The organism is Modicisalibacter sp. MOD 31.J, assembly GCF_020147985.1.
GTDB lineage: Bacteria > Pseudomonadota > Gammaproteobacteria > Pseudomonadales > Halomonadaceae > Modicisalibacter > Modicisalibacter coralii.
The window spans coordinates 1-14,186 of the sequence record NZ_JAGXFF010000002.1 but is presented as its reverse complement, the minus strand read 5'-3'; the positions used below and the strand labels follow the sequence as shown (position 1 = coordinate 14,186).

Sequence of the window (14,186 nt, the reverse complement as noted above, 5' to 3'; positions counted from 1 at the left end):
GCCCTGCCTGCCGTCTCGAGTCCGACGTCGTTATAACACGCCCCGCTAATGGAGTCTCGGGCGCGGGATCATGGCGTCTCAGCCCTGCGGATGGAAGGCCTCCTCGGGCAGGGCCATCAGCGGCTCGGCGCCCGCCTCGATCTGACGCTCGAGGGCTTCGATACGCGGCAGCATGCGGGTCAGATAGTGACGCCCCACCGCCAGCTTGGCCCGGTAGAAGGCCTCGCCGGAGGGCCCCTGAGTCTCCAGACCGTGCTGGGCCGCGCGCATCATGCGCCACCACATCCAGGCATAGGCGACATGGCCGAACAGCGAGAGATAGTCGGCGGCCGCGGCGCCCAGTTCCTCGGGACGATTCTTGGCGCGTTGCAGCAGATCGACGGTGACGTTCTCGAGCAGTACCAGCGCCAGCGTCGCGCGGGTGTGGGCATCGGCCAGCGCGGGGTCGGGGCGCTCGCCCAGATCGGCCTGCATGAGACTCGCGAAGCGCTTGACGTAACGCCCCTGATTGCGGAACAGCTTGCGCCCCACCAGGTCCATGGCCTGGATGCCGTTGGTGCCTTCGTAGATCATCGCGATTCGCGCATCGCGCACGTACTGCTCGGCGCCCCACTCCACGCAGTAGCCGCTGCCGCCGTAGAGTTGCTGGGACTCCACCGTGGTGTCGAAGCCGCGATCGGTGAGAAACGCCTTGGCCACCGGCGTGAGCAACGCCACCAGCGCCTCGGCCTCGTCGCGCACCTCGGTGTCGGCATGAAACTTGGCGCGGTCGAGCTGGCTGGCGACGAAGGCGGCGAAGGCGCGGCCGCCCTCGTTCCAGGCCCGCGCATTGAGCGCCATGCGACGCACGTCGGGATGCACCAGAATGGGGTCGGCATCGGCATCGGGTGCCTTCGCGCCGCCCGGCGCCCGGCTCTGGCGCCGCTCGCGGGCGAAATCCATGGCGCTCTGATGGGCCACCTCGCCGAGCCCCAGCCCCTGGAGACCGATCGACAGACGTTCATAGTTCATCATCGTGAACATTGCCGCCAGCCCCTGGTGCGGCTCGCCGATCAGGACCCCTTCGGCGCCCTCGAAATGCATCACGCAGGTGGCGCTGCCCTGGATGCCCATCTTGTGTTCCAGCCCCCCGCAACTCACCCCGTTGGGGGCATCCGGCTCGCCATCGGCGTTCACCCGGTACTTGGGAACCAGGAACAACGAGATGCCCTTGGTCCCGGGCGGCGCATTGGGCAGCTTGGCCAGCACCAGATGCACGATGTTGTCGACCATGTCGTGCTCACCGCCGGTAATCCAGATCTTGCTGCCGGTGATCGCGTAACGCTTCGGCCCTTCGCCGCCGGCCTTGTCGAGCGGCACCGCACGCGTCTTTATCAGCCCCAGGTCGGTACCACAGTGCGGTTCGGTGAGGCACATGGTGCCCAGCCATTCACCGGCGTACATGCGTGGCAGGTAGACGCGCTTGATCGATTCGGGGGCGTATTGATCGAGCAGCAGCGTGGCGCCGGTGTTCAGCGCCGGATATAGCGCGAAGCTGGCATTGGTGGCGTAGAGCATCTCCTCGAAAGCCACGGTCAACAGCTTGGGAAGCCCCTGTCCGCCGTGATCGGGATTGCCGCCCAGCCCCAGCCAGCCACCGTCGGCCAGGGTACGCAACGCGGCCTTGAAACCCGATGGGGTGTTGACGCGACCGCCCTCGAACCGGCAGCCTTCGGCATCGCCACTCTGGTTGAGCGGGAACAGTTCGGCCCGGGTGACCCGCGCGCCCTCCTCGAGAATGGCATCGGCAAGGTCGGGGGTGACCTCGGCGGTAGCGGGCATGGCTGCCCACTCGTCACCGGCCTCGAGGACCTCGTTGAGCACGAAACGCATGTCGCGCAACGGCGCCTGATAGTAAGCCATGGCTGTTGTTCTCCCGGACGACTGTATTCAAACGATCGCTTGAATATAGCCCACAACCCCGGGAAGCGTCACCCGCCCATGCCGACGCCGGTGGCGCCCTGGCTGGACATCGGGCCGCGACGTGCCACCATGGGCGCATGTCCAGGCATCTGCTGATCGTCGCCCATGCGCCCTCGCCCAACACCCGCCGGCTACGCGACGCCGCGGAGCGAGGGGCTCGCCACGAGGCCATCGAGGGGGTATCGGTATCGGTCAGAGCCCCGCTCGAGGCCGGCCCCGACGACGTGCTGGGCTGCCATGGCATCCTGCTGGGTACCCCCGAGAACCTGGGAACCATGAGCGGCGCGCTCAAGGACTTCTTCGACCGCAGCTACTACCCGCTGCTCGAGGAATGTCGCGGGTTGCCTTGTGCCCTCTACGTGCGTGCCGGTCACGACGGCACCGGCACCTGTCGCGCGGTGGAAGCGATCGTGGCGGGCCTCGGCTGGCAGTGGGTGCAGCCGCCTCTGCGACTGCGCGGGGAGTGGCAGCCGTCCTTCGCGGACCAGACGGAGGAACTCGGTCTCTATCTGGCCGCCGCGCTGGACGCCGGCATCGTCTAGCGACCGGGTAACCCCGACAGCGACACGCTTCATCGCCGATCGCGCCAGTCAGGCGTTTGGCGGTGGCATGCGACGAGAGATTGCTTCAGGATAATCCCTGTTGTTACTGCGCCCTTGCCGGAGACGAGCCAGGAGACCCGGCGAGGCCTGCAAAGACGGCATTCCGTCTCGAGCTTGGCGCTTTGCACATCGTACAGAAAAACGGAGAAGTCCCGTGGATCGAAATACCAACAACCAGCCGGAACCGCCTCAGGAGGGCGTTCCTGCGCCGGAAGGCCCTTCCAATCTCATCGATACCGATTACGTGATCGGTCAGGACAACATCACCACCAAAAAGTTCGGCTTCGATGTGGACCTGCATGGCAAGGTCTTCACCATCTCGTCGCTGCTGATCCTGTTCTTCGTGATCATCACGCTGGCACTGCCCGATCAGATGGGGCCGATCTTCAACGGCACTCGCCAGTGGTTGACCAGCAACCTGAGCTGGCTCTTCCTGCTGGCCGCCAATATCTTCGTCATCCTCGCGGTGGTGCTGATCTTCACGCCGTTGAGCAAGGTGCGTATCGGCGGCATGCATGCCAGGCCGGACTTCAGCTACGCCGGCTGGTTCGCCATGCTGTTCGCCGCCGGCATGGGCATCGGCCTGATGTTCTACGGCGTGTCGGAGCCGATCACCCACTTCGGCACCTCTCTCTCCGGGGACTCCTGGGCCCCGCTGGGCGGCGCCCAGGGCAACGAGCAGGGTGCCATCTCGATGGGCATGGCCGCGACGATCTTCCACTGGGGCCTGCACCCCTGGGGCATCTACGCCGTGGTCGCGCTGGCTCTGGCACTGTTCTCCTACAACAAGGGGCTGCCACTGACCATGCGCTCGATCTTCTACCCGATCCTGGGTGAGCGCGTCTGGGGCTGGCCGGGCCACATCATCGACATCCTGGCGGTGTTCGCCACCCTGTTCGGTCTGGCGACCTCGCTGGGGCTCGGCGCCACCCAGGCGTCCGCGGGGCTCCACTACCTGTTCGACACGCCCAACAACAACGTGGTCATGGTCATCCTGATCATGGGGATCACCCTGGTGGCACTGGGCTCGGTGGTCGCTGGCGTCGACAAGGGCGTGCAACGACTGTCGCAGCTCAACATGGCCCTGGCCTTCCTGCTGCTGGCCTTCGTGATCTTCGTCGGCCCCACGCTGATGATCGCCACCGGTTTCTTCGAGAACCTGTTCTCCTACCTGAAATACCTGCCGGCCCTGTCCAATCCGTTCGGGCGTGACGACGTCAACTTCGTGCACGGCTGGACCGCCTTCTACTGGGCCTGGTGGATCTCCTGGTCACCGTTCGTCGGCATGTTCATCGCCCGCGTCAGTCGCGGCCGCACGGTGCGCGAGTTCCTGATCGCGGTACTGCTGGTACCGTCGCTGGTCTCGGTACTGTGGATGACCGCTTTCGGTGGCACGGCCATCAGCCAGCTGGTCAACGACGGCTTCCAGGGGGTCAAGGATGCGGCGCTGGAACTGCAGCTGTTCACCATGCTCGGTCAGTTGCCGCTGACCGCCATCACCTCCTTCGTCGGCATCGTGCTGGTGATGGTGTTCTTCATCACCTCGTCGGATTCCGGCTCGCTGGTGATCGACTCGATCACCGCCGGCGGCAAGGTCGACGCGCCCAAGTCACAGCGGGTGTTCTGGGCCCTGATCGAGGGCGCCATCGCCATCGCGCTGCTTCTCGGCGGCGGGCTGACGGCCCTGCAGGCCGCGGTGATCTCGACCGGCCTGCCCTTCACCCTGGTATTGCTGGCGGCCTGCTACGCCATCATCCAGGGACTGCGCACCGAACCCAAGATCTGACGTTCGCCGTCCTGGCATCACCAGCGGGAGCGGCCCTTCGGGGCCGCTCCTTTTTTATGCCAGACAGGCCTGATGAGTAGTTGGGCCGGGGCCACCGGACGTCGAGGGAGGATCGGGCCGGTCAGCGCCAGAGTTCACCGACCGGCGTTTCCCAGCGATAGTGGCGAGCGATCTGCGCCTGGAGCAACTCGGCGGTGGCCAGGGCGTCCACCAGCGCATGGTGACCCGTGTAGGCCGGCAGATTATAGCGCAGCCGGCTCTCGTGCAGCCGTATCGAGGCAACCGGCCGCCCCGCCCAGCGACGCAGTCGTGCCCACCATGACTGACGATGAATGCGCGCCTCCAGCGACATGGTGTCGATCACCGGGAACAGCAGGCCCTCGCCGAGCCGTTCGCGAACCGCCGCATCGATGAAACTGCGCTCGAGCTGTCGGTAGTGCACGACCACCAGGCGTCCTTTCAGGCACGCCAGCAGTTCGTCGATGATCGTGGCAAAGTCCGGCGCCTGGGCCACTTCCGTATGGGTGATGTGGTGGAAGGCCACCGACTCGTCGCTCAGGGCGCGGCGCGGCGAGAGGACCCAGTAACGGCCGTCGCTGACCCGGATACGCTCGAGGGTGAAGGGCATCACCCCGATACTCACGATGTCGTGGCGCGTGGCGTCGAGGCCGGTGGTCTCGAGATCCAGCGCCACCAGCGGTGCCTCGCCGATCGCCATGTCGGCGGAAAGCGAGCCCGTCGAGAAATAGTCGGCCAGCTTCCGGTTGCGGGTCTGATTGGCCCGTCCGGCCAGGTATTCGGGCCAATCGGGGCGTTGCTCGCCGAATCGCATCGCGTTGCTCATGTCGATCAGCGGGCCTTCTTGGTCTTCGAGGGCATCGGATAGCGAAAGCCCAGGAACTTCTGGGCATGACTGATGATCTCGAAGGCATCCTTGAGGTGGTGACGTTCGCGACTGGCGATGTTCTCGGGTTCGACGTTGTTGTCCGCCTCGTCGCCCTGCTCGATGTCATGGGCCTGATGGCGAATGCGTACCATGGAAAGAAACTCGAAGGCGTAGCGCAGCCGATCGTTGACGCCGTCCGCCAGCAGCCGGGTCCTGGCAATGTCGTCCAGCCGGGCGAAGGTATTCTGCGCCTTGGAACCGCAAGCGAGCGCGTGCACGCGCACCAGATCGACCAGCGGCGCGGTGCCACGCCGCTTGAGATTGATCGACTTGCGATGCTTGCCGTCCTGTTCCATGACGAAGGTGCGGAAGAAGCCCAGCGGTGGCGTACGCCCCAGGGCGTTGCGCGCCATGGCGGCGAGAAAGTAGGGCCGCTTGGGGGCAAGTTCGGCGATCAGATCCTGCAGGGCCTCGACCAGCGGTTCGTCGCCATGTACCGCCGCCAGGTCGAAGAAGATCGAGCTGTGCAGCAGGCTTTCGGGATTGGGCTCGTCCATCCACTCGGTGAAGTAGCGCTTCCAGACCGCCAGGGGCTGACGCCAGCGCGGGTTGGTGGCCATCACGTCGCCCTTGCAGTACGGGTAGCGGCAGGCCGCCAGGCCGTCACTGACGAACTTGGCGAGTGCCGCGAAATAGGCATCGTGCTGCTCGGGATCGAAGCGATCGTCGAGCACCAGGGCATTGTCCTGATCGGCGGTGATGGTCGGCTCGTCACGCGCCATCGAGCCCAGCACCATGAAGCAGTACGGCACCGGCGGCGGCCCCAGCTCGGCTTCCGCGAGCTCGATCAGGCGATGGGTGAAGCTGCGGCCGATGGTTGCCAGGGAACGACCGACCATTTCCGAGTTGGCGCCGTCGGCGACCATGCGCGCGAAGGCGGTACGCACTTCACCGGACAGCCGGGCCAGTTGATCGATGTCGTTCTGGAGAAAGATGTTGTTGACCAGGAACAGACTGGTGGGGGTCTCGTAGCGGACGATGTCGGAGATGTGCAGCACACCGATCGGCTGCCGGCGATGCAGCACCGGCAGGTGGTGCACCTGGTTGCGCAGCATGCTCAGCATGGCCTCGTGCACCGTTTCGTCGGACTGCACGACGATCACCCGTCGGGACATCACCTCGCCCACCGGCACGTCCGGCGAGAGCCCTCCGGCCGCCATCCGGGCGCAGAAATCGCGATCGGTGAGAATGCCGACCAGTTGGCGATTGTGACCGTCGCGGTCGGTGAAGGTCCGCGCCGACGCTTCCAGCGCCGTATCGAGGACCAGCAGACTGGTGGCATTGGTGTCGCGCATGCGCTGAGCGGCCGTCTGCAGCGGTGTGTCGACGTCGACCATCTCCGGCGGGCGATCGATCAGCTTGCGAACGCGGGTGGACATCATGTCGCTGTCGTCGCGATGCTGCTCCACCGTGGCCTTGAGCCGCCGACCGCCGGTATCGAAGAACTCGGCGAAGTCGTCGTCCTGCTCGCAGACCTCATCGAAGATCGCGGCGGGGATGAAATAGATCAGCGTGTCCTCGAGCGCCCGCACGGGGTAGCGCACGCGACGATTGCGCAGCAGATCCGAATAACCGAAGACGTCGCCCTCGCCCAGGCGGTTGAATAGCCGTCCGCTACGCTGGAACATCTCCACGGCACCGCTACGGATGTACCAGAGCTCCTCGACCGCCTGGTCCTTGACCAGCAGATCGGTACCGGCCTGGAAATAGCGCACCTCGATACCCTCGGCGATGCGATCCAGCAAGGCGTCGGGGAGACTATCGAACGGCGCGTAGCGCGCCAGATGGTCCCGGATATCCAGTTGTTCGACGTTCATGCCGCCCTCCACTTCCCTGATACCCTCATTCTCGGGAGCGCCTGCGGCGGCGTCAATGTCGCGCCGCTCAGGCGCTATCGGCATCGTTCAGCGGCGTGGGATGCTTGCCCTCTTCCCAGCCCCGACTGGCCGAACGGCTGTCGTCGAACCAGGTGAGCGACTCGTGCAACGCGACCACGCTGCCGACCACGATCAGCGTCGGCGGCTTGACCCGCTCGCGGTCGAAGCCCGGCGGCCAGCTCGACAGCGAGCCGACGTGTACCCGTTGGCGCGCCGTGGTGCCCTGCTCGATCAGCGCCAGCGGCGTTTCGGCGGCGAGACCGTGGGCCAGCAGTTCGCGACGGATGGTCTCGAGACTGCCCAGCCCCATGTAGAACACCAGTGTCTGACCGGGTCGGGCCAGCGTCGCCCAGTCCAGGTCGCAGCTGCCACTCTTGAGATGCCCGGTGACGAAGCGCACCGACTGGGCGTGATCGCGGTGGGTCAACGGAATCCCGGCATAGGCGGCACACCCCGACGCCGCGGTGATCCCCGGCACCACCTCGAAGTCGACACCTGCCTCGGCCAGGGTCTGCAGCTCCTCGCCGCCGCGGCCGAAGATGAAGGGATCCCCCCCCTTGAGGCGCACGACACGCTTGCCCTGCCGCGCCCAGTCGACCAGCGCCCGGTTGATCCCCTCCTGGGGCAGGCTGTGCCGGGAGCGGGCCTTGCCCACGTAGAAACAGCGCGCCCGCGGGTTGGCCATGGCCAGGATCTCGCCACTCACCAGGCGATCATGCAGGATCACCTCGGCGGCCTGGAGACGCTTCAAGGCCTTGAGCGTCAGCAACTCGGGGTCGCCCGGGCCGGCGCCCACCAGGCACACCTGCCCCCGCGGAAAGTCGCGGAGCGCCGCGAGCCGAGTCGGGGTCGAAGCGGTTTCCGGTGAGAAGGACGTCCGGGTCATCGATCGGCCTATATAACGAAATCAAAGGAGAAAAACCTGCTTTAGACGCCAAAATAATGATCAACCGGGTGGATTGCCAGTAACGTCTGGTTGCCAGCTTATAACGCAACGTCCGAATGCAAGAGTGCCCCGGCACGTGGCCGGGGCACGATGACACAGGGGTGGCGCGATCGTCATTTGGCGGACTGACGACGCAGCCGTGGGCTGAGTGTCTCGCCGATCAGGGTGATCGCCACCAGGATCCCCAGGAACCAGGGCCACTGGCTGGCCATGTCGAGTGACATCAGGCCCAGCGCATCGATGAAGATCACCACGATGCCCAGTGGGCTGACATAACGGATCATGAACAGCCACAGGGCGTGCTGGGCATCGCTCAGGCCCAGCTCGGACTTGAAGATCTCGTTACGCAGCACGAAACCGGCCAGGATGGCCATGCCCAGACCGCCCAGCGGCATCATCCAGCGCGAGGTCAGATAGTCGAGCCAGTCGAAGAAATTCTTGCCGGCCAGGGTCCAGTCCGCGCCGATGTTGAACGACAGCATGGCCAGCGTGCTGACGATCCACAGCACGATGCCGGTGCCCCACGCCGCCTTGGCGCGCGGGATGCCCTTGCTCTCGTTGAGCCAGGCGACGGTGGCCTCGATCATCGAGATCGCCGAGGTCAACGCGGCCATGGTCAGCATGACGAAGAAGATCGCTTCCAGCACCCGGCCCAGCGGCATCTGTTCGAAGGCCAGTGGCAGGCTCATGAAGATCAGCCCCGGGCCGCTCGCCGGATCCAGCCCGTTGGCGAAGATCACCGGGAAGATCGCCAGGCCCGCCATCAGGGCGACCAGGGTATCGCAGACCGCCACGGTGAAGGTGGTGCGCGCGATCGACTTGCCGTCGGGCAGGTAGGAGCCGTAGGTGAGGATCGCCCCCGAGGCCAGTGACAACGTGAAGAAGGCGTGCCCCATGGCCGCCAGCAGACCGGCGCTGGAGAGCTTGCCGATCTCGAAGGCGAACAGGAAGTCGAGCGCCTGACCGAAACCGCCGGAGAACATGGCGTAGACGATCATGATCCCGAGCATGATCACCATGCCGGGCATCATCCAGCGCACGCTGCGTTCGATGCCTTCCTGAACGCCCTTGCCGACGATCAGCATGGTGACCACCGTCACCAGCGTACTCCAGAAGCCCAGGTTCAGGGGATTGGCATTGTTGGCACCGAAGATCGCCGCCATGCCGTCGACGCTGTCCGCGGTCAGCCCGCCGGTGACGGTCTTCCACAGGTAGGAGACCGACCAGCCGGCCACGACCACGTAGAAGGACAGGATCATGAAGCCGCAGAGCATGGCCATCCAGCCGATCAGCGACCAGCCCGCGCTCTGCCCCGACTCACGCGCCACCCGGCGGATGGCGTCGATGGGACTGCCGCGCCCCCGGCGCCCGTAGCCGATCTCGACCATCATGATCGGGATACCGATGGCGGCGATACACAGCAGATAGACCAGCACGAAGGCGCCGCCGCCGTACTCACCGGTCATGTAGGGGAACTTCCAGATATTGCCCAGCCCTACCGCGGAGCCGGTCGCCGCCAGCACGAAGCCCCAGCGGCCTATCCAGAGGTTCTGAGGTTTCTCTCTCGTCGTCATAGAAACACCTTGCGGGTTTTGTTGTTGTGCCAAATCTCGCCAACACGTTTTTGCGCACAAGCCGCCGATTGTAGCGCCTTCCGGGAATCGTGCACCAATGCAGCGCACCGTCTTGCCAGAACTTGAACCTTTTGCAGCGAAAAACGCTAGCTGCACGGCATCGGTTCAGGCTGCGCCCCATCGAGCGCCCGATAAAGTTTCATCTGAAACCATATGGAAAGACAGCGCCGGCCACAAGCCAACCGCGTCTACCGTTGGTCGTAGAAACGCCCCGCCAGTGTCAAGTTTTTGATACGATCGAGAGGCTCGTCTGCCACACCCCGAACCGCCCACTACACTCGGGTAACGTTCATGATACCGGCTTTCAGGAGGGTGACTTGCCCCCGACACCGTCGACCCCGCGCAGTGAACTCGACCTCGAGACCTTTCTCCCCTACCGCCTGGCCAACCTGGCCGAACGCATCAGCCAGGCACTGTCGACCATCTACGCCGAGCGGTACGATCTGACCATCGCTCAGTGGCGGGTGCTGGCCTGGTTGCAACAATCTCAACCGCTCACTGCCAAGCGGATCTGCCAGTTGACGGCCATGGACAAGGCCCGGGTGTCCCGCGCCGTTGCCCAACTGCTCGCGCGCGACCTGATCCAGCGACGCCGCGACGAGGCCGACCAGCGCACGCGCTGGCTGACCCTGAGCGATGCCGGCCACGATCTGCTCGACTCGGTGATCCCCAGCGCCCTGGCCTGGGAAAGCGATCTGGTGGCGACCTTGAGCGAGGCGGAGTATCGTGATTTTTTCCGCCTGCTGGCCAAGCTCGAAGCCGGACTGGATTCCCGGGCACCGGCGATCCCCGACGACTAGCCGGTCGCTGCCATCTCATCAGGGACGAAAGGAGTTCACATGACGCATCAGTTCGCGATTCTGGGGCTGGGCTATTTCGGCGTCACCGTTGCCCAGGAGCTGCGTCGCCAACACAACGACGTGCTCGGCGTCGACCACAGCGAGGATCGCGTCAATGCGCTGTCCGACCTGCTCACCCATGCCGTGGTCGCCGACGTGACCAACGAGAAGGCACTCGCCGAACTCTCCCTCGGTGAGTACGACGCCGTGGTGGTCGATGTCGACGACAACATCGAGGCCAGCATGATCTGCACGCTGCTGGCCCGCGAGCAGGGCGCTCAGGAGATCTGGGTCAAGGCCCACTCCGATACTCACTATCGCCTGCTCAAGCACATCGGGGCCGACCATGTCGTCTACCCCGAGTACGATACCGGCCTGCGCGTCGCCGAAAGCCTGCACTATCGTGCCATGGTGGATTTCATTCAGCTCGGCGATCGCCAGTTCATCGTCGAACTGCAGACCACCGAAAAGCTCAACGACAATTGCCCCACCGTAGCCGACCTGGAACTCGACAAGGCCAACCTGGCCCTGGTCGCCATCAAGCGCGGCAAGGAGGTCCTTCACGCGCCGAGCAACGAGGCGGAACTTCACGACAAGGATCATCTGGTGCTGATGGGCGACCTCGATGATCTGCGCGAACTGGGCAAGAAGCTCTGATGCCGATCTGAGCCATACACCACCATGAGATATCGCCAACGCATTGCCCATCCGCTGCGTCAACTGCCCCACGGTCGCATCATTCAGCTCTCGCCACCCGAGATCCTGCTGCTCGGCTTTGCCCTGCTCAGCGGCATCGGTACCTTGCTGTTATGGTTACCGATGTCGGCGAGCGACCCGTTGTCCTGGCACGAGGCACTGTTTACCGCCACATCCGCCGTCACCGTGACCGGTCTCAGCGTGGTCAAGGCCGCCGACCTGACCCTGTTCGGCCAGTGGGTGCTGCTATGCCTGATCCAGGTCGGCGGTCTTGGCTTCATGACGTTCGCGGCACTGACGCTGGCCCTGATGGGCATGCGCCTGCCGCTCTATCAACGCAACCTGGTCAAGGAGAGCCTCAACCACACCTCCTTCGGTGAATTGATGAGCCTGGTGCGTCTGGTGATCGCCTTCGCCCTGATCGCCGAGGCCATCGGCACCGCCCTGCTGGCCTTGAGCTGGGTGCCACAATACGGGCTGCAAAGAGGCTTGTGGGTCAGCTTCTTTCACGCCGTTTCCGCCTTCAACAATGCCGGCTTCTCGGTCTGGCCCGACAGCCTGACCGACCATGTGGCCAATCCACTGATCAACGTCGTCGTCAGCGCCCTGTTCATCGTCGGCGGACTGGGCTTCACGGTGATCGGCGAACTGCTCGAATGGCGGCGCGGTCGATCGCTTTCCCTGCATGCACGCATCGTGCTGCATGCCACGCTGTGGCTGTCTCTGGCCGGCATGGCAGCCATGCTGCTGCTGGAATGGGACAACAGCGCCACGCTCGGAGCCCTGGACGGTCTCGGGGCCAAGCTTCAGGCCGCCTGGTTCCAGGCCGTCACGCCACGCACGGCCGGTTTCAATACCCTCGACACCGGTTCGTTGACCGACCCCATGACCCTGCTGACCATGCTGTTGATGTTCATCGGTGCCGGGTCGGGTTCCACGGCCAGCGGGATCAAGGTCACGACCTTCGTCGTTTTGCTGCTGGTGGCGCGTGCCTTCCTGCGCAGCAACGCCCAGCCGGTGGTCTTCGGTCGTTCGATCCCCCAGGAGACGGTCATCAAGGCGGTTGCCGTGGCCCTGGCCGGGATGCTGCTGATCTTCACCTGCCTGTTCGTACTGACGATGACGGAACCCGGCAAGCCATTTCTCGATCTGGCATTCGAGACGGTTTCCGCCTTCGGCACCGTGGGCCTGTCGCGGGGCGTCACCGGGGAGTTGTCCATGCCGGGTCAGTTGGCACTCATCGTGACCATGTTGCTGGGCCGTGTCGGCCCTCTGTCGCTGGGTTATTTCATGGCAGCCCGCCGCCAGCGGGGACTCAAGTACGCCCGCGGCTCCGTACAGATCGGCTGATCGCTCCTCGCGCGGACACCAGTGGCAATATCCCGTCAATAAAAAGCCCCGCCATGAAGGCGGGGCAAGAAAGGGACTCAAGCCGTTGAGCTTTCTGACACATTCGAAAGCCCTGATCCAGACAGATCAATGACATCATGGCGCATAACGCGCCCGGAGAGGATAGGAGAATTCCCGAACGATCTGTAGGAAATCGCCTACATTTTCTCCCGCCCCTGGCTGACAACACCTTATCGGCAACACGCGTAGTCTCTCCCCATGACCAGGGAGAGGACCGCCATGAAACGCATCGTCAGTAGTTACGATCCGCAGGGCAATCCGATACTCATGTGCGACTGCGGTAATCGGGAGCCTGCCAACGGAGAGCCGCATCGGTGGGCAAGGTTCGAACATCAGCCCCTCATCGGTACCCTCACCTGCGTCACCTGCCTGAGCTGTCGGCGCACGGAGACCTTGTCTTTGCGTGACGCGAATGCGTTACACGGCTGAGCTGAGAACTCACGCCGCATCGACGGACTCGATCGGCAGCAGGCGGTAACCAGGACATCGGTAGATTGGCCAATCATGCTGACAAATGATTACACTAAGAATCTTTTCTTATCGCAATTATTACCTCGAGGCGAATTGAAGGTCATACAACAAAGGGATGTTCGGCAATGGTCCGGCAAACGATCGACATGACTCCGCAGCAGGACGAGGCTTCCCCGCACCGCAGCCAGGCGGCTCATACGCCAGACGGGGAAATCGCCGATGTCTGCCACCCGGATAGCGAGGCTGCACGCTGCTTACTGGCACCTCACGACGGCCTGACCATGACGTCCTACGCCGCGATCCTCCGTCAGATGGCCAGGAGCCTGACGCTTACCCGTCGACCGGAGCGCGGTCGTGACAATGAAAGACTCGAAAGCTGGTACAACCGCTTGTGCCGTCGCATCGTCGGGTTTGGCGGCATCCCGCCGGAGATGACGCAGGAAACCCTGTTAGCGATGGCCGATACGCCCCATGAGGAACGCCAGTACGCGATGCTGCTCGAGACGCTCAATGCGCTGTTCCGTGCGGCCGGGCTCGATGAGATACCGCGGCGATAGCCGCCGGCAGGCCAGAGATGGGTAGTGCCTCAGCCATCCCGGCCGAGGACTTTCCCTGAGCATCTCCCTCGCTCGGGGTCACGATACGGGATGCTCGGGACATGGGCTGTCCGAGATCTCTCACAGCCGATGTAAGAAATCTCGCAAACTTCAAGCAACGACGGTCACCAGGGCCGGCCCGCGGTTTCCGCTGCCCTGAAACGCAAAAACCCCAGCCGATTGGCTGGGGTTTTCCGAAAAGATGCCTGACGATGTCTCGGCCGGCGCTCCGGCGGCCGGCGCTCCGGGACTCTCGCAGGGGGTACCCGGCTCATGGGCCTGACGCGCACTTTCGCCGCCCCGAAACGCAAAAACCCCAGCCGATTGGCTGGGGTTTTCCGAAAAGATGCCTGACGATGACCTACTCTCGCATGGGGAGACCCCACACTACCATCGGCGCTGAGCGGTTTCACTGCTGAGT

General features: G+C 64.2%; 11 protein-coding genes. 6 read left to right on the top strand and 5 right to left on the bottom strand.

All coding sequences use genetic code 11. From position 1 onward, the window contains the following. Nucleotides 1–78 precede the first annotated feature (78 nt). A complete protein-coding gene (locus KGR00_RS05485; protein WP_224417365.1) occupies nt 79–1,902 on the bottom strand; it encodes an acyl-CoA dehydrogenase C-terminal domain-containing protein in 1,824 nt (607 codons plus the stop codon). Between the two features lie 137 nt (nt 1,903–2,039). On the opposite strand from KGR00_RS05485, the gene KGR00_RS05480 reads away from it, so the two are divergent. Beyond that, nucleotides 2,040–2,504, top strand: coding sequence for a flavodoxin family protein (locus KGR00_RS05480; protein WP_129138272.1), 465 nt, complete (start codon nt 2,040–2,042; stop codon nt 2,502–2,504). 214 nt (nt 2,505–2,718) lie between these two features. Further along, nucleotides 2,719–4,350, top strand: a complete 1,632-nt coding sequence (locus KGR00_RS05475; RefSeq protein ID WP_224417366.1) for a BCCT family transporter — start codon at nt 2,719–2,721, stop codon at nt 4,348–4,350. Between the two features lie 121 nt (nt 4,351–4,471). Here the strand turns inward: KGR00_RS05475 and KGR00_RS05470 are convergent, their stop codons facing one another. The 4 genes from KGR00_RS05470 to KGR00_RS05455 form a co-directional block, all read right to left on the bottom strand. After that, nucleotides 4,472–5,194 (bottom strand): 3'-5' exonuclease, encoded by a 723-nt coding sequence (locus KGR00_RS05470; RefSeq protein ID WP_224417367.1) that lies wholly within the window; start codon nt 5,192–5,194, stop codon nt 4,472–4,474. Between the two features lie 5 nt (nt 5,195–5,199). After that, nucleotides 5,200–7,113: a putative nucleotidyltransferase substrate binding domain-containing protein gene (locus KGR00_RS05465; RefSeq protein WP_224417368.1), complete on the bottom strand. Its 1,914-nt coding sequence runs from the start codon at nt 7,111–7,113 to the stop codon at nt 5,200–5,202. 67 nt (nt 7,114–7,180) lie between these two features. Further along, the gene (cobA, locus tag KGR00_RS05460; protein ID WP_224417369.1) at nt 7,181–8,059 is read right to left on the bottom strand and encodes a uroporphyrinogen-III C-methyltransferase; all 879 of its coding nucleotides are present in this window, start codon (nt 8,057–8,059) and stop codon (nt 7,181–7,183) included. A 173-nt stretch (nt 8,060–8,232) separates the two neighbouring features. Further along, on the bottom strand, nt 8,233–9,693 hold the full coding sequence (locus KGR00_RS05455; RefSeq protein WP_129138267.1) for a sodium-dependent transporter: 1,461 nt from the start codon (nt 9,691–9,693) through the stop codon (nt 8,233–8,235). Nucleotides 9,694–10,070: 377 nt separating this feature from the next. Here KGR00_RS05455 and KGR00_RS05450 point away from each other — a divergent pair, with 377 nt between their 5' ends. The 4 genes from KGR00_RS05450 (at nt 10,071) to KGR00_RS05435 (ending at nt 13,726) form a co-directional block, all read left to right on the top strand. Next, nucleotides 10,071–10,553: a MarR family winged helix-turn-helix transcriptional regulator gene (locus tag KGR00_RS05450; RefSeq protein WP_129138266.1), complete on the top strand. Its 483-nt coding sequence runs from the start codon at nt 10,071–10,073 to the stop codon at nt 10,551–10,553. A gap of 39 nt (nt 10,554–10,592) precedes the next feature. Next, nucleotides 10,593–11,249 carry a TrkA family potassium uptake protein gene (locus tag KGR00_RS05445; protein ID WP_224417370.1) on the top strand — a complete coding sequence of 219 codons (657 nt, stop codon included), beginning with the start codon at nt 10,593–10,595 and terminating at the stop codon, nt 11,247–11,249. A gap of 24 nt (nt 11,250–11,273) precedes the next feature. Then, on the top strand, nt 11,274–12,638 hold the full coding sequence (locus KGR00_RS05440; RefSeq protein WP_224417371.1) for a TrkH family potassium uptake protein: 1,365 nt from the start codon (nt 11,274–11,276) through the stop codon (nt 12,636–12,638). Between the two features lie 677 nt (nt 12,639–13,315). Then, complete coding sequence (locus KGR00_RS05435) at nt 13,316–13,726, top strand: hypothetical protein (RefSeq protein ID WP_224417372.1); 411 nt, start codon at nt 13,316–13,318, stop codon at nt 13,724–13,726. Nucleotides 13,727–14,186: the final 460 nt, after the last annotated feature.